This is a genomic window from Psychrobacter sp. S1-30-MNA-CIBAN-0213, from assembly GCF_040309845.1.
Classification (GTDB): domain Bacteria; phylum Pseudomonadota; class Gammaproteobacteria; order Pseudomonadales; family Moraxellaceae; genus Psychrobacter.
In genome coordinates this window covers 313,230-338,213 of record NZ_JBEOPE010000003.1, presented here as the reverse complement: position 1 = coordinate 338,213, position 24,984 = coordinate 313,230, and the positions used below count along the sequence as shown (strand labels likewise).

The 24,984-nt window shown below is 41.1% G+C and carries 22 protein-coding genes and 1 tRNA gene; 5 read left to right on the top strand and 18 right to left on the bottom strand.

Going from position 1 to position 24,984, the window contains the following annotated elements; translation table 11 throughout:
* Positions 1 to 21 precede the first annotated feature (21 nt).
* From mdcE to madL, 6 genes are all read right to left on the bottom strand, one after another.
* Positions 22 to 738 carry a biotin-independent malonate decarboxylase subunit gamma gene (gene mdcE / locus AAEY87_RS04900; protein ID WP_350656165.1) on the bottom strand — a complete coding sequence of 239 codons (717 nt, stop codon included), beginning with the start codon at positions 736 to 738 and terminating at the stop codon, positions 22 to 24.
* A 4-nt stretch (positions 739 to 742) separates the two neighbouring features.
* A complete protein-coding gene (locus AAEY87_RS04895) occupies positions 743 to 1,630 on the bottom strand; it encodes a biotin-independent malonate decarboxylase subunit beta (protein WP_350656164.1) in 888 nt (295 codons plus the stop codon).
* Entirely contained in the window at positions 1,623 to 1,940 is a 318-nt protein-coding gene (mdcC, locus tag AAEY87_RS04890; protein WP_350656163.1) for a malonate decarboxylase acyl carrier protein, read from the bottom strand. Before mdcC ends, AAEY87_RS04895 begins: the two co-directional genes overlap by 8 nt.
* Positions 1,941 to 1,962: 22 nt before the next feature.
* Positions 1,963 to 3,618 (bottom strand): malonate decarboxylase subunit alpha, encoded by a 1,656-nt coding sequence (mdcA, locus tag AAEY87_RS04885; protein WP_350656162.1) that lies wholly within the window; start codon positions 3,616 to 3,618, stop codon positions 1,963 to 1,965.
* A gap of 21 nt (positions 3,619 to 3,639) precedes the next feature.
* The gene (gene madM, locus AAEY87_RS04880; protein ID WP_068329089.1) at positions 3,640 to 4,398 is read right to left on the bottom strand and encodes a malonate transporter subunit MadM; all 759 of its coding nucleotides are present in this window, start codon (positions 4,396 to 4,398) and stop codon (positions 3,640 to 3,642) included.
* 72 nt (positions 4,399 to 4,470) lie between these two features.
* A complete protein-coding gene (madL, locus tag AAEY87_RS04875) occupies positions 4,471 to 4,875 on the bottom strand; it encodes a malonate transporter subunit MadL (RefSeq protein ID WP_350656161.1) in 405 nt (134 codons plus the stop codon).
* Positions 4,876 to 5,199: 324 nt separating this feature from the next.
* On the opposite strand from madL, the gene AAEY87_RS04870 reads away from it, so the two are divergent.
* Positions 5,200 to 5,877 (top strand): GntR family transcriptional regulator, encoded by a 678-nt coding sequence (locus AAEY87_RS04870; protein ID WP_350656160.1) that lies wholly within the window; start codon positions 5,200 to 5,202, stop codon positions 5,875 to 5,877.
* A gap of 800 nt (positions 5,878 to 6,677) precedes the next feature.
* Here the strand turns inward: AAEY87_RS04870 and AAEY87_RS04865 are convergent.
* Together AAEY87_RS04865 and AAEY87_RS04860 are read right to left on the bottom strand one after the other, a co-directional pair.
* A complete protein-coding gene (locus AAEY87_RS04865; protein WP_350656159.1) occupies positions 6,678 to 8,000 on the bottom strand; it encodes an MFS transporter in 1,323 nt (440 codons plus the stop codon).
* A gap of 30 nt (positions 8,001 to 8,030) precedes the next feature.
* Positions 8,031 to 8,309 (bottom strand): metal-sensing transcriptional repressor, encoded by a 279-nt coding sequence (locus tag AAEY87_RS04860; RefSeq protein WP_068329102.1) that lies wholly within the window; start codon positions 8,307 to 8,309, stop codon positions 8,031 to 8,033.
* Positions 8,310 to 8,568: 259 nt separating this feature from the next.
* Here AAEY87_RS04860 and AAEY87_RS04855 point away from each other — a divergent pair, with 259 nt between their 5' ends.
* A complete protein-coding gene (locus AAEY87_RS04855; RefSeq protein WP_350656158.1) occupies positions 8,569 to 9,309 on the top strand; it encodes a HupE/UreJ family protein in 741 nt (246 codons plus the stop codon).
* A 16-nt stretch (positions 9,310 to 9,325) separates the two neighbouring features.
* Positions 9,326 to 9,949 (top strand): transmembrane anchor protein, encoded by a 624-nt coding sequence (locus tag AAEY87_RS04850; protein WP_350656157.1) that lies wholly within the window; start codon positions 9,326 to 9,328, stop codon positions 9,947 to 9,949.
* A gap of 219 nt (positions 9,950 to 10,168) precedes the next feature.
* Here AAEY87_RS04850 and AAEY87_RS04845 read toward each other — a convergent pair whose 3' ends face one another.
* Together AAEY87_RS04845 and AAEY87_RS04840 are read right to left on the bottom strand one after the other, a co-directional pair.
* Positions 10,169 to 10,558, bottom strand: a complete 390-nt coding sequence (locus AAEY87_RS04845; protein ID WP_350656156.1) for a DUF6122 family protein — start codon at positions 10,556 to 10,558, stop codon at positions 10,169 to 10,171.
* A 479-nt stretch (positions 10,559 to 11,037) separates the two neighbouring features.
* Positions 11,038 to 11,856: an ImmA/IrrE family metallo-endopeptidase gene (locus AAEY87_RS04840; protein WP_350656155.1), complete on the bottom strand. Its 819-nt coding sequence runs from the start codon at positions 11,854 to 11,856 to the stop codon at positions 11,038 to 11,040.
* A gap of 248 nt (positions 11,857 to 12,104) precedes the next feature.
* Between AAEY87_RS04840 and AAEY87_RS04835 the strand changes: the two genes are divergently transcribed.
* Positions 12,105 to 12,824, top strand: a complete 720-nt coding sequence (locus AAEY87_RS04835) for a cysteine hydrolase family protein (RefSeq protein ID WP_350656153.1) — start codon at positions 12,105 to 12,107, stop codon at positions 12,822 to 12,824.
* A 303-nt stretch (positions 12,825 to 13,127) separates the two neighbouring features.
* Here AAEY87_RS04835 and AAEY87_RS04830 read toward each other — a convergent pair whose 3' ends face one another.
* Together AAEY87_RS04830 and AAEY87_RS04825 are read right to left on the bottom strand one after the other, a co-directional pair.
* Positions 13,128 to 13,949, bottom strand: a complete 822-nt coding sequence (locus tag AAEY87_RS04830; protein WP_350656152.1) for an alpha/beta fold hydrolase — start codon at positions 13,947 to 13,949, stop codon at positions 13,128 to 13,130.
* Between the two features lie 1,473 nt (positions 13,950 to 15,422).
* The gene (locus AAEY87_RS04825) at positions 15,423 to 16,172 is read right to left on the bottom strand and encodes an MBL fold metallo-hydrolase (protein WP_350656151.1); all 750 of its coding nucleotides are present in this window, start codon (positions 16,170 to 16,172) and stop codon (positions 15,423 to 15,425) included.
* A 537-nt stretch (positions 16,173 to 16,709) separates the two neighbouring features.
* On the opposite strand from AAEY87_RS04825, the gene AAEY87_RS04820 reads away from it, so the two are divergent.
* Entirely contained in the window at positions 16,710 to 16,937 is a 228-nt protein-coding gene (locus tag AAEY87_RS04820; protein WP_350656150.1) for a helix-turn-helix domain-containing protein, read from the top strand.
* Between the two features lie 240 nt (positions 16,938 to 17,177).
* Here AAEY87_RS04820 and AAEY87_RS04815 read toward each other — a convergent pair.
* From AAEY87_RS04815 to AAEY87_RS04790, 6 genes are all read right to left on the bottom strand, one after another.
* Positions 17,178 to 17,254 (bottom strand) — tRNA-Val (locus tag AAEY87_RS04815).
* Between the two features lie 166 nt (positions 17,255 to 17,420).
* Complete coding sequence (locus AAEY87_RS04810; protein ID WP_350656148.1) at positions 17,421 to 19,673, bottom strand: transglutaminase TgpA family protein; 2,253 nt, start codon at positions 19,671 to 19,673, stop codon at positions 17,421 to 17,423.
* Positions 19,670 to 20,758, bottom strand: a complete 1,089-nt coding sequence (locus AAEY87_RS04805) for a DUF58 domain-containing protein (protein WP_350656147.1) — start codon at positions 20,756 to 20,758, stop codon at positions 19,670 to 19,672. Before AAEY87_RS04805 ends, AAEY87_RS04810 begins: the two co-directional genes overlap by 4 nt.
* Before the next feature lie 58 nt (positions 20,759 to 20,816).
* Positions 20,817 to 21,857: an AAA family ATPase gene (locus AAEY87_RS04800; RefSeq protein WP_350656145.1), complete on the bottom strand. Its 1,041-nt coding sequence runs from the start codon at positions 21,855 to 21,857 to the stop codon at positions 20,817 to 20,819.
* 183 nt (positions 21,858 to 22,040) lie between these two features.
* A complete protein-coding gene (locus AAEY87_RS04795; RefSeq protein WP_350656144.1) occupies positions 22,041 to 22,586 on the bottom strand; it encodes a c-type cytochrome in 546 nt (181 codons plus the stop codon).
* 222 nt (positions 22,587 to 22,808) lie between these two features.
* On the bottom strand, positions 22,809 to 24,893 hold the full coding sequence (locus tag AAEY87_RS04790) for an EAL domain-containing protein (protein ID WP_350656143.1): 2,085 nt from the start codon (positions 24,891 to 24,893) through the stop codon (positions 22,809 to 22,811).
* Between the last annotated feature and the right edge of the window lie 91 nt (positions 24,894 to 24,984).

The window sequence follows — 24,984 nt, the reverse complement described above, 5'->3', positions numbered from 1 at the left end:
TCTATAAAGACTTGCTTAACATTAAGCCGTTAAAACCGACTGAACAATATCATTGCATAATAAACGCCCTTTTCTTTCTTCTGCCACTTGCCGGCGATCATCTGTAAGAAAATCATCAATATGTATCAGTTGGGATTCAAGAGCATTTTCTACCAGATGTTCATCAAGCTCTTTCCAGATATCATCAACTGCTCCCATTGCATAATAGTTCTCTACACCTGGAGCAAAAATGGCTGATGTCTGTGACAAGGATTTCAGTTTATCTAACGGTATTTTGGTTACCCTGGACATCGCATTTAAGTCCATTACTTTAACTTGGCTTGATTGCATAGCAAATACTTGATTTGCCATAAGACCATAAGATAAAAACCCACCACTAACCGCCTCACCCAAGACAATGGCTATATTTGGATGAGCGCTACGTCTGAGCAAATCTACACAAGATGCTAGATGAGCAAATGTTCTATTTAAACATAATAGCTCGTCAGCTCTCGATGAGTCTTGCCCCATCGTGTCTACAATAAATACGATGGGTGTTTTTTGACCTTTTGCTATGACATCTAATATCTCATTTGCAAGGGTCATTGCAATCAGCTGGTTCATAGCTGCAGAATCGACTGTACCAATAATTTCAACTTTCCCAAGTTTAGTGTCTGCACTACCTCGTATCATTGAATTATCAATGTGATACTCAAGCTCGTTAGGAAAAAGCGCTTCTAAAATTGTTTTCGTTTGCATGACATTATCCTTTTTTAATAGCTCTAATCTGTTGAGCGCTAAGCATGGAGATAGATTCAGGGTTGTCTATGTTCATCGATTGCCAAATTGGTATGCTATCTTTCTCTCCAAACCACTGATCATACTGACTTTGCAATGCGGCTTGCTGTTGCTGTAAATAATCTAAATCTAAATCCACAGCAGGTTGCTGAAGAGCTTCAACAATCCCTTGTTTAATATCTTCAATATCATCCTCAACCAAAAAGTCGACATGGTCGAGCAGATAGCGTGTTTTGCCGCCCGTCACTCGCCAGACTAAAGCTCTGTCTTTAGAGTCAAACTCTTCTACACCCTTAATAGTTTCAATGACTTCAGGACCTGAAAGGGCTAAACGTCCCTCTTCTGTCATGATAACGTGCGTACTTAGGCACGCACATATACCCATGCCACCAAAGGCACCATTCGTACCACCAATGACGGTAATAATAGGAATGCCTGCATTGCGAACCTTTAACATTGCACGCATAATCTCAGAAATCGTGATTAAACCAGCGTTTGCCTCGTGAAGGCGAACACCACCTGAGTCAACCAAAAATATGATGGCTTTAGGCTTTTCCTCAATAGCTTTGAGTAACATGCCGACAATTTTTGCCCCATGTATTTCACCTACCGCACCACCCATGAATTTGCCTTCTTGAGCGATCATGTATACTGGCTCATCTTGAATTTTTGCCTGCCCAATAATGACACCATCATCGAAACTGCCTACAATATCTAAAGACGCAAGATTTGGGCTCACAGGTATGCTACCTGGCTTAAGGACTTCCTGAAAACTGTTCTTATCAACAATACTGGCTATCCGATTACGTGCCGTCTTTTCATAAAAGCTTTGCTGAATATGTGAATTATCCATGTGATTCGTCCTCTAAGATGTTAATCGCTTGGCTTAAGCGTAAACTCACTACCGCAGGAGTCGCACCCATATCGTTAACTTTAAACTCCAATCCACCTACTGCATAACGACTAGAGAAGTCCTGTAACACAGCCTGCCAAATGTGATCAAAGCCTGTGACTGAAGTATCAATAATAAACTTGCTATTTTCACTATTAGCTAAGGGTGTTACTAATACCTCTAAATTACCTGAGCCAACCACACCGCAAATAACTTCTTTCCTGATGTTTTCGATTGGCTGTGAAATAAAGTCGAAATTAAGTACATTCATAGTTATATCCTTAGTATTATTTTTACCAGTTTCTAAAACGACTTGGTGGAGAGTAAGTTCCATTGGACCACTTCACTAGATCTTTAACAGATTTTGCTGCCAATAGATCTCTAGTAGCTTTTGAAGCATCTACGCCAATATCCTCTGGTCTTTGGATAATCCCACGCTGTCTTAATTCTTTAACTTTTTCATGATCTCGTTGCATGCCGATAGGTGTGTAGCCCGCTACACCGCGAATAGCTTGCTCTCTTTCCTCTGGTGTGCGACACAATAATAAGTTTGCAATCCCTTCTTCGGTCACAATATGCGTGACATCATCACCATAGATCATGATGGGTGGAAAATCACTTCCCATCTTTTCTTGTAATTGCCATGCATCAAGCTCTTCGACAAATACAGAATCCATATGCTCACGGTAAGTTTCTACCATTTGCACCACGAGCTTACGACCTTTTACAACGCGTCCGTCTGTGGCTTCTTTACCTGCTTTAAGATATGCATAGCTAGAGTGTCTACGTCCATGTGGATCTGATCCCATATTGGGAGCCCCACCAAAACCTGCAATACGGTCTACCGTCGCGGTCGAGCTGTTACCTTGTAAGTCAATCTGCAAGGTTGCGCCTATAAATAAATCACAAGCATACAAACCTGCTGTTTGACTAAAAGCACGGTTGGATCTCATACTTCCATCTTTGCCTGTAAAAAACACATCAGGACGACTTTGAATGTATTCATCCATCCCTACCTCTGAGCCAAAGCTATGAATGCTATCCACAAACCCGCTTTCTATCGCTGGAATCATAGTAGGATGAGGATTAAGTGCCCAGTTAGTACAAATCTTGCCTTTAAGGTTTAATTCTGCCCCGTAAGTAGGTAAAAGCAATTCAATGGCGGCTGTATTAAAGCCGATACCATGGTTTAGGCGTTTAATTTGATATGGTGCATAGATACCTTTTATCACCATCATTGCCATCAATATCTGTACTTCAGTAATCTGGGCAGGATCACGTGTAAACAAAGGCTCTATATAGTTAGGCTTAGGTGCCACAATGAAAAAATCTACCCAGTCCGCAGGAATATCAACGCGTGGCACGCTATTTACTAGCTCATTCACTTGTGCAATGACAATACCGCTTTTGAATGCCGTGGCTTCTACAATTGCGGGTGTATCTTCAGTATTTGGACCGGTATACAAGTTGCCTTCTGCATCGGCAGCATGTGCTGTGATCAAGCACACGTTTGGTATTAAGTCGATAAAATATCTACCATATAACTCTAGATAGGTATGAATCGAGCCAATTTGGATTTTTTGTTGCTGAACCAGCTTGGCTAATCTCAATGCTTGTGGACCAGAAAAAGAAAAATCCACTTTACTGGCAATACCTTTTTCAAATATATCGATATGGCTGGGTAGCGCTAAAACCGACTGTAATATATGCAAGTCGTTTAGCACTTCATTATTACACTGGGATAAACATTCAGATAAAAAGTCAGCTTGCTTTTGATTATTACCTTCAATACAAACTCTATCTTCAGATGCAAGTACCGTTTCCAGTAGTTCAATTGTTCTATCACTCGGGACTAGTTTTTCTAATCCTTTGTCTTTTGCAGCACTTAGTTTGGTAAGCCGTCTAGTTTTTTGTGTATCCCATACTTTTTTGTCAATATTCGCTTTCATAAGACTTCCTTTATCTACTTATTAAAATATTGCGTTTAGTGTTAAGAAAAATATAGACGGGCCTAATAGAGCACCTAGCCCCGTATAGAAAGTGGCTACCAATGCTCCATATGGAACCAGTCTTACATCAGTACCTGCCAAGCCAGCTGCTACTCCACTAGTAGTACCTACCAAGCCTCCAAAAATCATGGCTGAACGTGGGCTTTTAAGATACATAAATCTGGCAAGCAAAGGAGTTGCGATCATAAAGAAGACTGCTTTAATCAAACCAATTGCAATAGATAAAGCAATCACATCGGAGGTTGCTCCAATTGCTGTACCTGTAATAGGACCCACAATGTAAGTCATTGCACCTGCACCAATGGTAGTCATAGAGACAGCATCTCTATAGCCTAATGTCCATGCAACACCGGCCCCTACCACAAACGGTATAACGCAACCTAATATCAAGGCAATAATACCGATTTTCCCAGCACGTTTTATTTCTTTAACGTCCACTTCAAAAGCAGTAGATGCAATGGCAAGATCTCGCAGCATCGCGCCACCTAGAAGAGCAAATCCAGAGAAAATTTCTATATCGGAAATACCCTTGCTACCATTCGTATATAGACCTGCAAAATAAGCAGCAACCAAACCAAGGGTGATAGCAATTGCAGATGACTGTAGTTTATTGTTGGTTAGGTACTTGGATAGTATTTGAGAGAAGAGCATCACCAGGCCTGTTACTGCTAGAGCAGTTACAAAGGCATTTTTAGTGAGGGTTTCTATAATTAAGTCCATTTAATTACTCCATTGGGCGATTGAATTGGTAGTTTCAGTTTTCTTATAGTGTTAATAATATTGATAAAACACTCACAATTGGTCGCGATGCTCTTCAGTATCATCCCAAGTAAATGTATCGTAATCATTACCAATATTATTAAGTAAGCGTACGACAAAGACAGTTGCAGTAAGCGCAATAACAGAAACAACAGCTGCTACCATTCCGCCAGATAGTGCAGCGACTACGTTCTGTCCTGCAGCCATCGCAACAACGATAGGGATGTACATACCTGCCCAATATAGAACACCAAACTGCGTCGACTTAGGTAGATAACCTTTTTTAGCAAGCATTTCTTTGCCGACAATTAGTAGAATCATTGCGATAGCTACACCACCAATATTAGCGTCAACCCCTAATATTTGTCCTAGCAATCCACCAAGAAAAACTCCTAGCAAATAACTAACTGCCAATAAAGCAGTACCATATATGATCATAAAAACCTTCCTTGGATATCATGACAGCCTTCTCGGTAATATCTAACTTGATATACGGGCTGTATAAAATAAGAATCTAAACTAGTAACAACTAGATTTAGGCACAAGCGCAAATAATTGTAGTTTGATGGTGTCTTTTAGGGTTCTTTGAATTTCCTTATCTATCCCTACCTTATAAAGAATATAAGCCTTAATAGAGCTCAAAACCTTTAGAAGGATCTATCACCTACTACCTACTTGTTTGATATAATCTAATACAGTTGGTTTGAAAGCGCAACCATATTGTATTTATTGAATTGTTTATTGTATACAAATGGAGGATTTATGAGTTTAATTGATGATTTACCCTTATCATTACAGGTCAGTAAAAAAATAGAAGATGAAATTATTTATGGTCGTCTTCCACCTGGAACTAAACTTGACGAAGCAAAACTTTGTGAAAAATATGGGGTCTCAAGAACACCTATCCGTGAAGCATTGAAGCTTCTGGCATCTGAAGGATTAGTAAAAATCCGACCTCGTAGAGGAGCAATAATACCTACTTTGGACATCGTCACGTTGTGTGAGATGTTTGAGGTGATGGCAGAGCTTGAAGGAATGTGTGGCAGATTGGCGGCTAGAAGGATAAATGAAGAGGAAAAAGTTGAGCTTTTGTCTCTTCATGACCAATGCAAAGAATATGTCTTAGAAGGAAACACAGAAAGTTATTACGAAGCCAATAGGAAGTTTCATTTTTTTCTTTATCAGCTTAGTCATAATAATTTTTTAATAGAGCAAACGAGCAACTTGCATAATCGATTACACCCCTATAGACGGCTGCAACTGCGAGTAAATAATCGGATGCAGAATTCTTTTGAAGAACATCAAAGCATTGTAGATGCCATTATCAATACTGATGAGGATTTAGCCGAAACCTTACTAAAAGGACATGTTTCAGTCCAAGGTGAAAAATTTACAGATTTGATCGCAACTATGAATTCTAATGATAGTATCCAGAATTAGTATGATGGGTCGCTTTAGGATAATGGTTATATAATAAGTTTGGAAAAATCGACTCCAAATCCATAGGAATAACCTAAGAATGGTTCGATTTATATCAGATAAAGTTTAGATTTAAACTTGGTAAATAAAGCGGCCTGATAGTAAAACCTGCTTATTATGTGCATTACTTTATTCAAAAGTCTAAACAAAGAGGCAGATAGGATAGAGGAGTTTAACGCTTTCAACTTAAACGTTGAGACTGCTGAGCAAGATCTACCAAAAGCATCATAAACGCTGCTTTATTCCATTAAGATAGAAATTCTTGTAGATTTCTATCTTTTTGACTATCTGTTTTGATAATTAGCATTGATGCTTAAAAAATATCTTTACGATATTCCTTATTTATTAGGTAATAATTACTTTGTTTTTATAGGCATTATTATATTGATAATGTGTGGCTCACTGAAGCAATTAAGATATTAAGAAACCCTTCATGCTATTATTTGTATAGCATGAAGGGTTTCTTATGCTTCTTTTTTTACTTAGGTGATGTGCTTAATACTAAGGTTTGAGTACGGAAGAATATAAAAAATTATTATCAGAATCCATACCTCAAATGTCTCACGTGTCTGTTGAAGTTAATAAAATCTGAATGGGGTGATTTAAATTCAGGAGAGTGCTTTGATAAATCAGTAGCATAGTAAGCTTCAGAATGTCAGCGCCGTATGTCATTGGTTTTTGGAAAGAAAGTCCTTAGTAGCGCCCTTTTCACACACCAATGCTTCCGCAATGGCGACCCCCTGTTATATATAAAGTCGACATCAACGACCTGAGCTTGGCCAACGCGGATGATAGTCATCGACTACGAAAGGATGGGTATGGCGTATCCCGTTGGATGTAGGAGATCCAGTGGCATGAGCATGACCTTCTGGTAGGTTAGAATGTTCGTGTTCAATCTCTGTTAAATCAATAGATGGCCATACTCTTAAAGCCGCCCAGACGGCTAGTGCAGCAGCACAGCCTAATACCGCAAAAGCTACGGTCATACTGTAGCGAGCACCTAACCAACCAGCCAAAGGATAAAACACCAACCAACTGACATGAGACAAGGCAAACTGAGCGGCAAACAATGCAGGACGATCTTCTTGATGTGAAGATCGCCATAACAAGCGTCCAGCAGGTGTCTGAGCAGCAGAGTAACCTAAACCTAGCACGAACCATAAGGCCATGAGCGAGTTTTGTCCTATTATCAATGTACCAGCGAACATACCCACTACTAACAACCCTACACCGCTTAACATGACCCTACGGTCTGTCAGCTTACCTAATAAACTTGGCAAAGCTAGGGCAGCAATCATAGAGCCTGCACCGAAGCTTGCCAATGCTAATGCGACTGCGCTCTGAGTTAGTCCCATGCCACCCTGAATAATTACCACTGTATTCACAAAAACCATAGACGCAGCGGCAGAAACAGCAACATTGACCGCGAGTAATCCGCGCAGTCGAGGGGTAGCTAAATAGATTCGAATGCCGCGTGTGGTTCTATCGTAGATACTACGTCGCACGGGCATTGCATGCGCTGGTAGCGTGACCGATACGACTAATATGGCAGACGCTAAAAACCCCAGTACCGTCCCCGTAAACAGATTGTGAAAGCTCATTACTGTCAGCAATGCTGCTGCTAACATGGGACTGACCAGACTTTCCATATCGTAGGCGAGGCGTGAGAGCGATAAGGCTTTGGTGTAATCTGCTTCGTTAGGTAGAACATCAGGAATGGTGGCTTGAAAAGTCGGTGTAAAGGCTGCTGAGGCGGCTTGTAGCACGAAAATTAGGACATAAACTTCCCAAATCTGGGAGACAAATGGCAGTAAGAGAGCGACACCTGCGCGTACTAAATCCAGTGTTACCAGCATCGTGCGTTTGGGCAACCGTTCGGCAAAGGCTGCTGCAATGGGTGCGATACCAACATAGGCAACCATCTTGATGGCCAATGCGGTTCCCATAACGACCCCAGCATTATTCCCAGCCAAATCAAATGCTAGCAATCCTAGCGCCACGGTAGCTAGACCAGTACCAATCAGAGCAATCACTTGCGCGGCAAACAAGTGGCGATAGGTTCGATTCACAAAGATACTAAGCATCCGATGCCTCTTTATTTCAGCCGGTTGACCTTATAGATAACGGGTTATTTCCTTAAACTCATCTATAGAGTCCTGCTGGTTTTTATCAACAGACCCTAATAAGTCTTCAAGGCAATGATCCAAGTGGTCTTGAATTAAAACTTTTTTAGCTTGATGAATGGCATTTTCTACAGCCTGCAACTGCTGCGCTACATCAAGACAGGTTCGACCCTCTACCAACATTTCTATCGTACTACTCAGATGACCATTCGCTTTTTTAAGGCGTGTGATAACGGCTGGATGAGAAGCGTGTATGTGTGGTTTTTTCATAGTGACAGTGTCCTTCCTCTAGGGAATATGATTATACCCGATAAAAACCTAAGTTTTTTATTGACAGTATCCCCCCCTAGGGGATAGTATCTTACTCCTTAATTACTTGGTTTGCATTCAAAAATCTCATGATTTACGTGTCAATCTGTAAGAAAGTGCTTAGTGATGCAAGTCATGATTACTTTATCGATTGAGGTCAAAATTTTTTATTGTATTACATCATGCCGTGTATCCATTATTTCACACCATAGGATTCTTAATGCACAGCTATGTTCATAATAGACCAACAAGCTCGCCATGGGCGACTTGGCAAACCCGTCTGCTATTACTCTCGGTACTGCTTTTCTATGTCCTTATTGGCAGCAATGAAGCTTTGGCTCACGCTGTAACAGCGGGCGATAAAGGCTATATTCAGGAGATTTCAGGGGTCAATATTTTACCCTTTATGTACTTGGGCGCTAAGCACATGATAACGGGGTATGACCACATCCTGTTTCTCTTCGGGGTCATCTTCTTTCTTTACCGCATGAAGCACATTGGCATCTATGTGAGCTTATTTGCATTAGGTCATTCCACCACGATGATCTTAGGCGTGTATTTCAACATCGGTATGAACAGTTATCTGATTGATGCAATTATTGGTCTCTCTGTTGTTTACAAAGCCTTAGACAACATTGGTGCTTTTCAGCGATGGTTCGGGTATCAACCAAACACCAAAATAGCAGTGCTTATATTTGGCCTTTTCCATGGCTTTGGGTTATCAACTAAAATTCTTGAATATGAGATGTCACCTGACGGTCTACTTCCTAACCTGCTCGCATTTAACGTGGGTGTGGAAATTGGGCAACTACTGGCTCTAGCGATCATATTGATTGGTATGAGCTACTGGCGACGCACGTCAAGTTTCATCCGTAACGCCTATACCGCCAACGTTGCCATGATGAGCGCAGGATTTATTTTAGTGGGCATGCAGCTCACTGGCTATTTAATGTCTCAATAATCTAAGGATTTCTAATATGTATAACAGTGATACCCCCTTGCAGGCTGAACTTCCCTCTTCAAAGCAGCTTATGAAATCTACTGTTCTGGCTGTAATTGCAGCCATAGTTCTTTTATTTACGGTGGTTCTCCCAGCTGAATATGGTATTGACCCAACTGGGGTTGGTAAACTGCTTCGTTTGACGGAAATGGGACAGGTTAAGCAGCAATTAGCAGAAGAAGTCGCCGCCGATGCTGCTGGTTTACTAGCAACCGAAACCCCAGACATCGACAATGTGACAGAACAAACAATGGATACCACGCCTACTGATACTACTGTCGCTGATGGACAGTGGCGTGATGAAATTCCCTTCATCCTGACTCCAGGTGAAGGAATAGAAATTAAAATGAAAATGGACTCAGGTGACAAAGCAAAATACTCTTGGGTAGTCACTGGCGGTGAGGTTAACTTTGACACTCACGGTGATGCATCAGGCAAAGCCATTAGTTATGAAAAAGGTCGCAGAGTTGCCGCTGATGAAGGTGTTCTAGAAGCTGCGTTTACAGGTAATCACGGCTGGTTTTGGCGCAATCGCGGCGAATCGGATGTTCAAGTTGTTTTGCGTACCCGTGGTGATTACAGCACTATTAAAACGATGTAAAAGGAGTAGCGGTTAGTTCTTGCCGCTACTACCTGATTAGAAACAGAGCTATCTCACTAATCTTAGAGTAACAAGCTAAACAAACCCAATCCTCGCATTAGAACACAAGCGGTCTAATACGAAAACTCATTTAGGATTGGATAGCGATGTATATACTTCTAGAAGTTATTGAAGATGTGATCTATGAGAGAAGCACAAAAGGATGTAGTCACAGCCGTATCAAAACCTAGTGGCTTTTACAAGCCATTCCACCAACTCAAGGGCAGGAGCCTCACTCAAACACTGCGGACAATTAAGATAGGTCATTACGCAGTCATTCAGATCGGTTAGCATATGTAGTAACAACCCCAAACCAATTATTTTATAAGGCTTTGGTAAAAATAGCATAGCCGCATATACTGCCATTGCATAGTAAGTATGCAGCGGATGAAAGTTAATGCTACAACGATTGGGTGAAAAAATAGGAGTGGCCAGCAAATGATCTAAATCTATTAGCATAGTGGCCAATAAGATTAAATATACCCGTTTATAGTCGTCACGAAAAAACATATAGGCGATGACCAATGGCATACCAAAGTGTAGAAAATAATGGATAGCGGTTTGAATCATTGTTTTTCCAATTCGAGATAGTTTGTAGTGGCACAACAATGCTTGATAAAGCCTAAGATATTTTTGTCTTTCGAATGCATATGAGGTATATGCATCATACACTTACTTTCCTATTGTTGAATTTTTCCAAAAAATCACTAGTTGATATTAAGGTATAGCCGTAAATAGGTGGGTACTTATAATTGATAATGAGGAGATTGGTACGCATGGTCATTCATTTTTTAATTTAATGATCGCCCATATGTATGCATGAGTCGTTGAATTAAGAGTGACCAAAGTGAAAGCAGCTATCAATTTCGACTGACGATCTCACTTCATTTTAAAACTTGGAACAAATGAAAAGGCTTTGTGCTATCAGCAAATTGAAACAGCAATGGAGTTATATCAGCTTTTCTAAGATTAATTTTTTTAGCAATATCATCTAGACTTATTCCTTCTGAATTTAGTTCATTGGTTATCGTGTTGAGTACTTGAGAGGTCTATCTATTCATAGGATGAGGCTCTGACTTGCGATAGTTATACTTTGCAATTGCTGGACAAAGCACTCTTGTATAAATCCATTCGCTTATGAACCCTAGTTTATGCATTCTATATGCCAGTGCCACTAAAGATACACCGAACACTTTTTTCAGCTCAATAAGATTGTTTAAAGTAGGGTTTACATGTTTATATTCCATTAATGCAACTTCGGGCATTAAAAACGCAGACGCAAACTCATCTGCACCTCTTTCAACTGCTTTAGAATCTAAATCTTGATCAAGCGATTTGCCGAAACTTTCAGACATTTTCATGCTGTAGATATCTCTAACTAAATGACCTAACTCGTGACATGCATCAAACCTGCTTCTCTCCATAGTTTTTTGGTTGTTCAGAAAGATAAAAGGCTGGTCATCATACCAAACGCTAAAAGCATCAATATATTCCGATTTTACAAAAATCGAAAAAATACGTATACCTTTCGACTCTAACAGAGCAATTAAGCTTCCAATAGGTTTATCGCCTAAACCCCAGTCATAACGGAGCGTATTAGCCGCTTCTTCAAACCAATCATTAAGCATAAAACCGGTTATGCCATAAGTTAGAGCTTCGGCTTTGACTTTCTTGGTCATTCTAGAATGAGATCTAAAACTAACGCTATGTTCATCAATGATTGGTAAATCACTGCCTTTAAAAAAATCGATAGGCAAGCTTAGTACCCTTGAAAGATCAACAAAATTAGGCTCAGTATTTCCATTTAGATAATTTGTTAATGTTCTAGGAGTAATACCTAGCTTTTCCGCCAGTTCGGCTTTGCTCACAGCCCGCCTATCGATTGCAAACTGTAATCGATTTGGATTAAACATATATTAGCTTATAGGAGCAATCGGCTATTTTGGAGGTCTAATTACCACTAGTGAAAATTATATTTTATAACCTGATTCGTAAGAAAAACTGGTTTTCTTACGAATCAGGTGCTAGATTGAGATAGGACATTATTGTACTTAAAAGCTTATCAGCTCCAATGTTCTGGATTCTCAAAAGTTTCATATTAGACAAGGATAAAATTATGAAAAGTACAGAATGGCAAGTAATTAGTGCTGCAAAGGAAGCTGGGATTCCGGATCCCGGATTTGAAATTGATAAGAATACTGCCATAGTAATAACCGATCCGCAGAATGATTTTTTGCGAGAAGATGGGGTGGCTTGGCCTATTGTAAAAGAAAGTGTTAAAGAGAATAATACAATAGAGAACATGTCTACCGTCTTTAGGCTAGCCAGAGAAAAAGGAATGAAGGTATTCATATCACCCCATTATTTTTTTCCGACAGATAAGGAATGGAAGTTTGGTGGTGCTCTTGAGGAGTTTATGCATTCCAAAGAGATGTATAAACGCAAAGGGCGGTTGGATATGGAAGGCTTTGAAGACTCTGGGGCCGATTTTCTCGAGGAATTTAAGCAATACCTTGAAGGAGAAAATATTATTCTTTGTAACCCTCATAAATTGTATAGCCCAAAGAATACAGACCTTAGCCTGCAACTTAGAAAGTATAAGATAGAAAAAGTACTAATGGCCGGAATGTCTACAAATTTATGTGTAGAATCCCATACTCGGAATCTTCTTGAAGAAGGATTTGAAGTAGGAGTGATTGCAGATGCCAGTGGGAGTGCTAAGTTACCGGGACTAGATACTTTTCAAGGAGCTTTAATGAATTTGAGAATGATTACCAGCCATGTATTTACCACAGAAGAATTTGAGGAAGCTTTAAAAGCTGCAACGCTTTCCTGATTAACCAGAATGGTAATCATCCCAACCATAAGACACTTATGAAATAGAACTAGGCTGCGTGGTTTAGTGTCTGCAGAAATGTTGAGAATTAACTTCGTATTGCTCTAATCTGCTTTCCTCTTGAGCAACTTGCTAATGAAGATGGCAGTAATATCTGTAAAATTAGCCTTGATATGTCTCCGGTTAATTTTCTGTAATGGCGAGCGGTACAACGAAAACGCTGCACTGGACAGCAATGTAGAGTAGTATCATTGCCATTCGGTGCAGTGCTGCCATGTTAGATATCTCCGTACTACTCATGCTTTAACTAAGAAATTGATTGATGTGTTCACCAATTTCATCAGGCTTCTCGTCAATTAACCAATGAGCAACATCTTTGATCCAGACAAGATTGGCATTTGGAATCGCTTCCACCAGTTTTGGCGCGTATTCTGGTTTCTGAAAGGGGTCTTTATCACCCCATATAATGAGTGTCTCATGTGGAAGGTTGCTGAGCTCGTCAGCAATGGCCTGAGTATATTCTTTGTTCAACCGTCTAAGATTGCGAAAAAAGGCCCGCTTACCCTCTTCAGTTGACCAAGGTTCAAGATAGAGCTCAATAAGCTCATCAGTCATGACGCTCTTATCGTACACACCTTTTGGCATAAAGCCTCGCATCATACTTAAAAAGTCCTCAAGACTCATCTCCGACTCAGCGCCAGGTTCCTGTAATGGCTCAAACTCTGGGATAGGCCACGAATCGAAACAGATACTATCTATCAAAACGAGCTTTCTAACTTTCTCTGGATAATTAACTGCTATCAACTGAGCAATACCCCCACCAATATCATGTCCAACAATATCTGCTTGCCGCGCACCTAGAACGTCCATGAGCTTTACAATCATGTTGCTCTGAGCATTAATGGACACATCCGCGCTTTTCGGTTTCGCAGATCGACCATAATTGAGAAGGTCGGGGGCGATGACGCGATGTGTTTTTGCAAGTTGTGGAATAATATCTCGCCACATGAGGCTATTGGTTGGAATACCGTGCAGCAAAATTAATGGACTACCTGAGCCCTGTTCCAAAAATGCAATCTTATGCCCATCAATGTACGTATGGTTTTCTGTTATTTGAGTATTCATATCATTTTCCTAAAAATGAAAATCGATGATCATGAGACCATTCTATGAAAAAGAGAAACAGATTTATTTTTCAGCTAAGATGAGCTAAAAAGGCAATAACTGACCGCAACGTTACAATAGTGATTATTTCATGAAGTGATTCTTCAGGAAGTTTGCGGTCTCAGTGGTCAATGACAACATAGCTATCAAAAATAGCACCAACTGTGTACGGTCTTACATTCATAAGAAGCTTAGTCTCGCCTCACTAATGTCCTTCGCATTCAGACAACAGCCTAATACAGTGGCTTTATTGGAATAATGTGACTTTATCAAATAATGTCATATTGAAGTTAGGCAAACAAATCTGACGAAATTGATTTAATAATACATCAATAACAAAAGTATTATGGCCTCAGCCGTTATTGGTTTGTATCTCTATCGTTATTGGTTTGTTGAAAGATCCAAGTAATCTATAATATTCTGGGTGTCTAACGCCATCGAAAGAAAGTGTTACCTATGTTTGGTATTGAGAACTATGTAGGACTTATCGTGGCTGCCATTTTGTTGAACCTAACTCTAGGCACAGATAGTATGTATCTCATCACATATAGTATTTCATAAGGCAGGGAAGCTGGATTTTATTCTGTTTTGGGCATTAATCAGGCATTTTAATACATACTTTGTTGGCTTCGCTAGGTTGACCAGTATTACTAGTCAAATACCCAACGGCATTTATGCTAGTGAAATATATCTGCGCAAGTCATTTGTGCTATTTAAGCTTTAATATGATAACGAGCAAAAAGGAGTCTTTAATAGCAAACAGCTTGCAGGAAGATAGAAATTGCGCAAACCTCAGTTTCAAGTCTTTAAAGGCTTGTTAAATATACAAGCAAGGTGTATTAACCAATGTTTTCATTCCAAAAGCTTAAGAAAAAATCTATTATTTAAAACTGTTTTAAGTAAAATAAGTGGGATTGTATTCCTTGCGTTAGGCATTAAATTAATGGCTAAAAGGGCTTAAAAAAATATGCTTAAGTCGTAAAACCCTAGGTATTAACAATATTTCCTGTCATATTTTGTGTTCTTCTAATGAAATTTTATTTTTAAGAGTGTACCCCAAAGGAATCAGTCTGCTGCATCTGTAAATACATTTATAGACTACTCAGAATAGACCGTTGTCATGGAATCACTTGTATTAGACTGTTGAGCTAATGATGTGTATTAGAACTTATTTGAGCACGTCCAATAAAGATTAATCAACAGACTATGCCGTCAGGTTGCCTAATTAAAAAACTCTAAGTTAATATCTACGGATTTGAGAGCAAGGGTCAATAATTATAGGTTTCTATTTTTTTAACTATTGATTTTGATAATTAATATGTATGCTTAAAAAATATCTTGACTATATTCCTCTCCCATTTCAATCTAAACTATCAAAAGTACGTGTAGCATAGGTTGAGAGTGAAAACATAGAATCCCTTGAAATCAGTAATATTATCCTTGAAGGCTCTGCATCATCTGGCGACAGTAAGTGGCTAAATTTTCTGGTAAATCCTCTGGGCAGACACCGCACTGCTGGTTGCCAGGGACAGCATAGTCAATGAATTTTGGATACGATAGATTTAGGTTGCTCATGATGACCTTGAATTCTTCGAGTGTTATGTCCCCGCCAAGCCGTGGATTGCGCTTTTTTTCCTGAGCGATTGAAGATACAAAGCGCTCCTTATAGTCGTGCGCAGGATAGACCAGCGTGTCGTCTGGCAAAGAAAAAAGTTTCTGCCGCACAGATTTATACAGTGCATCGGCATCGCCGTTCTGGAAGTCGGTCCGACCACATCCATCGATAAGTAAAGCATCACCAGTGAACACCCGCTCATTATAGAGATACGCAAAATGACCATCAGTGTGTCCCGGCGTATGCAATGGATGCAAGGTAATACCAGCAACCTGTAAAGGTTTTCCTTCTTCCAGCCCGACATCTACACACGGTAGACGGTCAAAGGCAGGTGCTGCAATCTTGCTACCGACAGCACGCTTCATTTCTAATGCTGCAGTAATGTGGTCTGCATGAATATGCGTGTCAACTGTGTAAACCAAATCCAGCCCCAATCTATGTACTTCAGCCAAGTCACGATCCATGGTCGCGATGACCGGATCAATCAGGATAGCCTGACCTGTATCCTCGTCTCCTAGCAGATAGGTATAGGTGCTAGAAAGGGGTTCGTACAATTGATGAAATATCATGATTACTCCTTATCTGATGTGGTAGACGATGCCCAACATACTGCTTATTGTATCTATGTTTTATATATTATATTCTAACATAGTGTATGCATAAAGCATTACACTGTATGTGTTTTATGTGACATTAGTAGACCAAATTAGTTGATTAGCACTTCATAGCTTTATAATATCTACAAACCTCATTGTTTATTCTAGCTCTTCGATAAGAGCTTGTATCTCAGCGATTTCACGCTTTTGCGCTTTAATAATATCGTCAGCGAGCTATTGTACTCGTGGGTCTTCGATATCTGCTCTTGAGCTGGTCAAAATGGCAATCGAGTGATGCTGTATCATCGCTTCCATCCAATCGACTTGATCAACAGTTGCTTGAGTGAGCTATACAGGCATCGAACTGCAAGTGTTAGATATGAATTTAATGACTAGGAAATCGACAGCATGGGTCATCACCATCGAGCTGTCTGATTAAAATCGCCCATGTTAGTTTCTACAATTTATTCATCATAGCTCACTTTTTATAACTTTAATTGGAGTTTTAGAATGCTAGTTAATCATCTTCCAACATTATTAGCTGAAAGAAGACTAAAAGTAGCGGATGCAGTTAGAGCGACAGGTATAAGTAAAACCACTTTGCACAAAATTTATAACGATCAATCTACAAGAATTGATTTCGATACTATAGATAAGCTATGCAAATATTTAGAAGTAGAAGTTGGAGATATTTTTGAATATGTAGAAGAAAATGAATCAGAAAATATTGAGAAATAGACTTGAAGTTGAAAATTGAGGTAGAGGTCAAAAAGAAGGTTTATGTTTTAGTAATTTTTGAGGGCTGGTCACGTTTTGGTCACCGTTTGGTCACCGTTTGGTCACCGTCGCTTTTCTAGCTAATTTATAGCTAATTAAACAACCTTAATTATAGAGTGCCGCAAGCAAAGATTTTCCGCTACAGCCCATATATTACAGGCATAAAAAAAGTCCCAATCTTATGATTGGGACTTTCGAATTTGGTAGGCATAAGCAGATTCGAACTGCTGACCTCTACCATGTCAAGGTAGCGCTCTAACCAACTGAGCTATACGCCTATTTAGGTTGAGCATTTTAGCAAGTTTTCGAGACTTTGCAAGTGTTTTCTATCTAAACTAGAAGTTATTATTCAAATAGACGTGATTTAACAGCTTGAACAACCTGATTATATAGTGAAAACCGTAATAAGCAATTATGATGGACAACCTTAACCAAGCTAAATACTTACAACAACCTACATACGTTTTCCTTAAGTTGTTTGAGTGCGCGCTGATATTTAGCATTACTCGCATCGAGCGTACTCAGTCGCCCATAGCGTAGTTGTCGGTAATCTTGTTTAATGTTATCGATATGCTGTCGAGTGAATGTTAGGTTGTCTGCCATTAATATGTTATCAGGCGCTGCTAGACTATCCGCTAGCCGATCAAGCCACGCTAATTGTCCTTCACTCTCATCACGAGCGAGTAACTTATCGTTTTTACTAATTCGTTTAGACAATTTAGCCAAAGGCAAATCTGCCGGATGCCAACGCTTACGTCGACGTTGCCATATTATCAGCACCAACACTGATATGACCACGATGGCACTGGCCGCAAGCCAAACGATTTGTTGCATGAACGAGCTGATATTGAACCACTTTAGTAGCGAGCCTGCTTGCTTATCTTGATCGTAGCCAACAACATCTTTTTGCCAATAATAGCTGGCTTGGTCAGACAAACGTCTGAGTGTTTGCAGCATCTGATACTGCTGGTAGCTAATCTGCGCGCCAGCACCATCGCCAAACAATGCCGCTCCTTGCGTTTGAGTTAATGCGTCCATCCCTTGTTCAACACGCTCTGGCGCGACGAATGCAGTCGGGTCAACGCGTACCCACCCCTGACCGTCAAGCCATACTTCAGTCCATGCGTGAGCATCCATCTGCCGTACTTCCCACACGTTGCCACCGCGACTCAGCTCACCGCCTTGATAGCCAGCCACGACTCGCGCTGGAACGCCAGCCGCACGCATCATAAAAGTAAAACTTGAAGAATAATGTTCACAGAACCCTGCTTTGGTATCAAATAAAAACTCATCGATACGGTTATCATTTAGCCGTGGCGGCGATAACGTATAACGAAATTCCGTTTGATTAATCCAGCGCTCAAGCGCTTGCATATAGCGCACAGGATCAGAGCCTGATTGCGCAAATAGCTGCTGAGCAAGTGCACGCGCTTGCGGATTGCCATCGTTAGGTAGAGCCAAGTTAATACGACGAGAGGACTTATCAAGCACAGGGTCAATACGCATCGGTGCAAAACGTAGGACGTTATAACGTAGCTGCTGGGTAACAGGTAAGTCTTTTAATAAGGTAAATTCTGAGGTAATGCTGACGTCTGTACGCTGGGTAAATGGGTAATCGAGACCAAATAACCAGTTTTGTTGAGTTGGCTCCAAGATAACTTCATAGTTATTGGGTGCAAGCTGTACTTCATCAGGAACGGTGGCAAGTGCTTGTTCAATCCATACAGGAATTTGCTTTGTAGGCTGCCACTGCTGCTGCGTGCTACGATTAGGTCGCCATGTCACACCATCAAAGTCACTAAATACCAAACCACGCCAGTACAGCTCATGTTGTGGTGGAGTTTCATCCGCAAACTCAACTCTAAAAGCAAGCGCGGTTGATTGACTTAGATTAGCGAAGTCACCAGGTGACATACTATCAGAGACGCCAGTTGTCGCCTGCTGCCCTGATAGTTGCACTGACCATAATGGCGGTAGCCGTGGAAAGAATAAAAACAGCACCACTAATAACGGTAGTGCCCCTACTCCTAATATGCCAAGTGTACGCAGGCGTCCATCACCGCGTATATTGCCATCGTCATTAAGCGCAATGAATGCTAGCAAGATGACAATCGTACCTATGATGACCTCTAAAGTAGTGACTAATCCTTGATTCATCAAAAATAGCGCAGCAAGCACAAACAGTGATAAATTTAACACTACATAAGCATCACGGCGCTTATACAACTCCCAAAGCTTACTAATCAAGCACAGTACTAAAAATGCCACACCCATATCCAGACCAAAGCTTGTGTTATAAGTCAGCCACAAGCCTACCAGTCCTAATAAAAACCCAAGCATTTGCATGCTTTGATACATGCGCTTGAGATGGCGCAGTTGCTTAAACCTCTGTTTAAACTTAGCTTTGATATAAGGCAGTTGGGCAATGATAGTGATTAAAGCAAAGACCATTAACCATAGTGGCAGATGAGCAGCATGGGGAAGGATTACGATAACCTGAGTCAGCAATACCCAATAATAAGCCGGTAGCGCTAGCAATTTGCTATACCATTTTCTGTTTGGGTTATAGCTGTTATTAGCAGTATTTCCCAATGCTAGATTTTCAAAACTTGCAGGCGAGGTTACCGCTGCAAAAGCAGATGAGTTCGGCAAAGATATGTTAGAAGAAGGGTTGCGTGTGCGCTTAGAATCAATCATGACGACTGTGCCAACCGAAGCAAACACACTTGCGCAAATGCCTCGCCATGTCCAATCGCTGACTCTGTATGGCTCTCGTTAGGCAATTGCATGGTAAAGGGCACTCCAAGGCTGCCAAGCGTAATTGCGCCATGAGCCAGTTGCGCAAGCTTTTGTTCATGATGGGCAGCTGGCATATCGGCATAATCTAAAACCTGCTCTACTCCGACTGGATCAGCGAAATGCTTAGTAAGCATCCCCTGACCACGTGCCACATGCGCCCACGAGACTCTTGCTAGTGATTCGCCTTCGATGTAACTATCAAGACGCTCAAAATCATCTTGGCCTTGGATATGTTGACTATACTGTCCACCCGTCGGCAAATCATCTAAGCTTGCAGTCACATACTGTGTCTGCCAGTCAAAAGCCGATGGCTTTGGATAGACCCAAGCAGTGCGCGCAAAATAAACGTACGACCATGCGCGCATAATACCAAGCGGATAAACCGTACTGACTGTTAATCTAGGAAGCTCAAGCTGACCGCGTTTATAGGTAATAATAGGCAGACGAATAATTTGCTCACCTTGTACGCGCGGTAGCAGTACCTGCAGCTTGGGATCGTTATTAAGTAATTTACGGCTACGCTTGCTGTTGCGCTTATGGCCATGTTCGTTATTTTCTTGCTTATCCAACTGATGTTGCTCAAACCTGAACATCAATTGTCGTCTTGGTTGGCGACTCTCACTACGCACTTGCAGGGTCACCCAAACTGGCGCCCCTACTTCTGCCATAGTTACTTCCAGCAATTGAACTTGCACGCCAGATATGTGCAAAAAGGTCATATGAAAGCTAATCAGCCATATACTAATAAGGTAAAAACAAAGCCCCAAAACCAAGTTATTGCCATAGTTGATACCAGCAATAAAGGTAATCATCAATAGTACAGCGAAAAGTAGCCCTTCACGTCGGAAGAAAATATAGACATTACGCAAGTTGAGAGTAGCACTATCACTCTTGGGAGCACGCTTAGCAAACCAGCGTGCCATTGCTCGTTTGATTGGCTGGGTCAGGGTACGTGGTGATAAGGTGCGCGGTAATACAGTCATAGCTGCCTTGTCATTATGGTTAGCACTTAAATAACTTTGCTTTCGTCCAAATTATTATTTAAACAATTACCGTTACTTCATTGATAATCCGCTGAGCAATGGTCTGTGGTGCTTGCCCACCAACGACATGCGATGGCACAAAGCGCTGACCTAACCTGTGGTCTGTAACAGCAGTAAATACTGCTTGAATATCCTCTGGTGATACCTCTTGATGACCTGACACATACGCATGAGCCTGTGCTGCTCGCTGCAGCGACAATACACCTCGCGGTGATAGCCCATGATACTCTTGGCTAATTCGGGTCTTTGCGACCAGACGCTGTAGATAATCCAGTACCACATCCGCGACATATACTTGTTGAACGCCTTGGCGTGCAAGCAGCACAGCATCCGTAGCAAGCATCGCATCTAAACTTGCGAGTAGCTCTCGACGATCTTGACCTCGGAGCAATGCGCGCTCTGCTGTTGGCGAAGGATAACCAAGCGACAAGCACATCAAGAACCGATCCAATTGTGACTCAGGCAGCGGATACGCACCCGCTTGCTGCATTGGGTTTTGGGTAGCAATGACGAAGAATGGCTTGGGTAAGCGATAGGTCTGGCCATCTTGGGTTACTTGGTGCTCTTCCATTGCTTCAAGTAAGGCACTTTGAGTTTTTGGGCTGGAGCGGTTAATTTCATCGGCAAGTAGTAGCTGAGTAAAGATAGGCCCTTTACGGAACTCAAAACTCTGCGTAGTTTGATTATAGATACTCATACCCAAGATATCTGCTGGCAGCATATCGTTGGTAAATTGCACACGATTAAATGATAGGCCAAGTAGCTGCGCTAAACCTTGTGCTAACGTCGTCTTGCCCATTCCCGGTAAATCTTGCAGTAGCAAATGCCCACCTGCCAGCACACAGCTAAGTGCAAGCTTAACCACTTGCGGCTTATCGAGCACCACTTGATTGAGCTGTACAAGCAATTGTGCCACTTGGCGTTGATTGGCTAAATAATCGGCAGTAGTATTGTTTGAATGCTCTAAACCAGAGTCTGACTCTAACTGAGATACCGTATTTTTATGAGATGATAAATCGTAAGCATGGCTTTGGTGCATAATAAACTACCAACTTGATTAGAGCATGCTTGAATATTTACAGATAGACTCTGTCAGAGTTATGGTCAATATCAAATACACCCTATTATAATAAGGTTAAAAAGAGCAATCAAAAAGCGTTCTAATGGAAATACGTAAGATTAATTATAATAAACATAAGGCAGAGTTATTAAAGGTTTGATATCAGTAGCTTGCGGCTGGCTTGTTTTCTGCACCTGCTGGTATCTCGACTGCCTCATTGTTCATCTGCGTGTGCTTAGCCTTTACCACTTGATTCCCATCGCTATCAACAATCGGAGCAGTCATACGCAGAGTAGACAGATAAGCGATAATATCAGCACGCTCATCGGCATCTGGCATCGGGTCTGACAACATCTTTGAATCTGGCATCGCTTTTTGAGCATCTGCAATATAAGGATCTAATGTTTCGGCATCCCATACCCAGCCTGAGCTTGTTAGTGCTGCACCATAGTCATAGTCTTCTAACTCGGCAGCAGGCGCACCGTATATATTCATCAGTTGCGGGCCTTTTTTATTACTTCCCGGGTTTAACTGATGGCACTGGCCGCAAGCCTCTTCATAGATGATAGCGCCATTATCAGCATCCCCTGCGCTATACACTGGTAAGGTAACAGGGTCACGATAATCAGGTGGCGTACGCTCACAAGCAGTGAGCGAAAACGTTGCAATTAATATACCACCGAGTGCAATATTGACGTTAATAGGCATATTTATATATTCTTCAGATTTATTGATTGAGGGGGCTTTATAAGCGTGTGAGGATGATAGCAGACGTGTAGCGATAATGCAGAAATGTTGGTACGCTCTGAGATGCTGAGCGTACGCTGTTAAATTACATCGAAACTTAATAGCTAATTTTTATGATCTAGAGGGTTTCTGCTCTTTAGACAGTTTCTCTTTAAATACCATTTTTCTTAAACAACGATCTTCTTAAACAACGTTCATCGTTTTATTTGGCATCTCTAAATAATAGCCTTGCAAGTAACGCGCACCGACACTCCATGACACTGACATCGTAGCGGCCTCTTCAATATAAGGCATCAACACATCAATATTAAGCTCATTAGTGCGAACAATCAGAGATTTAATGGCATCCAAATTATCAGGTTTACTGATCTCATTGACATATTCACGAGCCAAGCGTGTCATATCAGGCTGCACGAATTCAGCAATTTCAATTGATTTTGCCGAGGTGCCAAAGTTATGAATACCTACTTGACAACTAATATCGCTCAGAGCTGCAAACTGAGATTTGGCAATCGTAAGGTGATTGGCCACATCTTGCTCATTAAACTGCAGTGTTAAGGCTCCTGATACGCCGCCCACTGCTTTAATTAGCTGACTGGCCACACTAGGCAGTTTCTTATCTATCAATGAGGCACTGGTCAACTGGACTAAGATGCGCGCTTCGGGGTGAGTCTTGCGCACCTCATTTAACTGTTTACAAGCATTGATCAATATCCAGCGGTCTATTTTTTCGCGCAGATGGTGTGTTTTTGCAACTGTCATAAATTTGTCAGGTGTCAACACAGTATTATCAGCGTCGGCTAATGGCAGGCGCAGATAAACTTCAAAAAAGTCACTGCGATCTTGATTGATATCATAAATTGGCTGGAAGAAAAGCTCAAAGCGGTTGTGAGTGATGGCACTTACTAAGTACTCGGCTAAAGCACTATCATCACTGTTCGCATGCTCACTTGGATCATACAGATGATAAGCATTACCGTGGTTTGCAGTCTCAATTCTAATATGATTAATCGCATCAATAGCACGCTCGAGCAATATTTGCGGCTCGGCAGCGTTAGCGTCCATTTTGACAATACCAATACTGACTGTTGTATTAGTCGTGCGTTCATCAACTTCAATGAGCATATCACTGATATGCTGACGAACACTCTCAGCGAGCTCGATAAGTGCCTGAGACGATAAACCTTCAACTAGAACGGTAAATGCCGTATCACTAAAGCGGCTAATATGACCATCTGCTACTGTCTGCTCCAGCATACGAGCCACTTGCTGAACGGTGGCATCTACTCCTTGCAAACCTAAGCTACTACTGATTTTGCCAATATTATCTAGCTGTATATATAATAAGCCTGCACTCACCTTACCTTCTAGCACTGATTGGTGTAAAGCCTCAAAACGCTCTTCAAAGCCGCGACGGTTATTAAGTCCTGTTAGGCTATCTTGGCGTTCAGCTACTGCTAAACGTTTAGCAATCTCAGCACTGTTATTGTTATTTTGCTGAATGATAATTTGGGTAACTGGCTCACCATCCAAGGTAGCTGCTGCTAACTGTAGCTTGGCCTCAAAAGTGCTACCGTCCATACGCTTACTTTCAAAATTGAATTCAACTTGCTCGCGATTACCTTTATCGAACTGACGTAAAAACTCTTTAAAGCCTTTAACGTTGTCTTTTCCTGCGATAAAATCAATGACAGGCAAACCGATAATATCATCCATCGATTCAAAATTGAATAATTGTAAATAAGGGTCATTGGCAAAGATATGGATTCCTTGATCAATGTAGGCAACGGCACTTTTAGAGTTTTTAATCAAAATATTGGCGCGCTGCTCTGCTTCAGAGAGTACATAGCGCAAAGTATTCAGCTGTCGCAGACTACGTAAGTTAGCATGTTGCAGGCAGATGGCCATTACTACTTGCACTTCTTTTTCTGCTAACAGTGCCTTTACCATCACTCCATCAATGACTGCTGGCAAACCATCATCGTTGCGGCCAGTGCCTGCCATCTCATCACTCATAAGCCCAATTATAGGCAAATCAAGGTTTTGTTCCTGCACAATACCGACCACATCAGTGAAGCTCAAATCATAGGCACGCCCAAACACTAAAACATCCCACTGGTGGCGCAGTGACTTTAGCAGCTCTTCTTTATCGTCTAGGAATCCTAAATTAACCTCATCATAATAAGCAGATAATAAACTGACTAAACGCTCAGCATATAGCTGATCTTCGTCTATAACCAACAGATTTAAGATAGATTTGGTTCGCATAATAGGCCTTTTTATTCTTATAATCGTGATTATAGTATACTATATTACAATAACACTTAAGCAATACTTAACTAACGAATAGTGCCAGCTA

Bases quoted from the DNA above. Each gene is read 5' to 3' on its own strand.
- mdcE (WP_350656165.1), bottom strand. From the start codon at position 738: ATGCAAACGAAAACAATTTTAGAAGCGCTTTTTCCTAACGAGCTTGAG.
- AAEY87_RS04895 (WP_350656164.1), bottom strand. From the start codon at position 1,630: ATGGATAATTCACATATTCAGCAAAGCTTTTATGAAAAGACGGCACGT.
- mdcC (WP_350656163.1), bottom strand. From the start codon at position 1,940: ATGAATGTACTTAATTTCGACTTTATTTCACAGCCAATCGAAAACATC.
- mdcA (WP_350656162.1), bottom strand. From the start codon at position 3,618: ATGAAAGCGAATATTGACAAAAAAGTATGGGATACACAAAAAACTAGA.
- madM (WP_068329089.1), bottom strand. From the start codon at position 4,398: ATGGACTTAATTATAGAAACCCTCACTAAAAATGCCTTTGTAACTGCT.
- madL (WP_350656161.1), bottom strand. From the start codon at position 4,875: ATGATCATATATGGTACTGCTTTATTGGCAGTTAGTTATTTGCTAGGA.
- AAEY87_RS04870 (WP_350656160.1), top strand. From the start codon at position 5,200: ATGAGTTTAATTGATGATTTACCCTTATCATTACAGGTCAGTAAAAAA.
- AAEY87_RS04865 (WP_350656159.1), bottom strand. From the start codon at position 8,000: ATGCTTAGTATCTTTGTGAATCGAACCTATCGCCACTTGTTTGCCGCG.
- AAEY87_RS04860 (WP_068329102.1), bottom strand. From the start codon at position 8,309: ATGAAAAAACCACACATACACGCTTCTCATCCAGCCGTTATCACACGC.
- AAEY87_RS04855 (WP_350656158.1), top strand. From the start codon at position 8,569: ATGCACAGCTATGTTCATAATAGACCAACAAGCTCGCCATGGGCGACT.
- AAEY87_RS04850 (WP_350656157.1), top strand. From the start codon at position 9,326: ATGTATAACAGTGATACCCCCTTGCAGGCTGAACTTCCCTCTTCAAAG.
- AAEY87_RS04845 (WP_350656156.1), bottom strand. From the start codon at position 10,558: ATGATTCAAACCGCTATCCATTATTTTCTACACTTTGGTATGCCATTG.
- AAEY87_RS04835 (WP_350656153.1), top strand. From the start codon at position 12,105: ATGAAAAGTACAGAATGGCAAGTAATTAGTGCTGCAAAGGAAGCTGGG.
- AAEY87_RS04830 (WP_350656152.1), bottom strand. From the start codon at position 13,949: ATGAATACTCAAATAACAGAAAACCATACGTACATTGATGGGCATAAG.
- AAEY87_RS04825 (WP_350656151.1), bottom strand. From the start codon at position 16,172: ATGATATTTCATCAATTGTACGAACCCCTTTCTAGCACCTATACCTAT.
- AAEY87_RS04820 (WP_350656150.1), top strand. From the start codon at position 16,710: ATGCTAGTTAATCATCTTCCAACATTATTAGCTGAAAGAAGACTAAAA.
- AAEY87_RS04810 (WP_350656148.1), bottom strand. From the start codon at position 19,673: ATGATTGATTCTAAGCGCACACGCAACCCTTCTTCTAACATATCTTTG.
- AAEY87_RS04805 (WP_350656147.1), bottom strand. From the start codon at position 20,758: ATGACTGTATTACCGCGCACCTTATCACCACGTACCCTGACCCAGCCA.
- AAEY87_RS04800 (WP_350656145.1), bottom strand. From the start codon at position 21,857: ATGCACCAAAGCCATGCTTACGATTTATCATCTCATAAAAATACGGTA.
- AAEY87_RS04795 (WP_350656144.1), bottom strand. From the start codon at position 22,586: ATGCCTATTAACGTCAATATTGCACTCGGTGGTATATTAATTGCAACG.
- AAEY87_RS04790 (WP_350656143.1), bottom strand. From the start codon at position 24,893: ATGCGAACCAAATCTATCTTAAATCTGTTGGTTATAGACGAAGATCAG.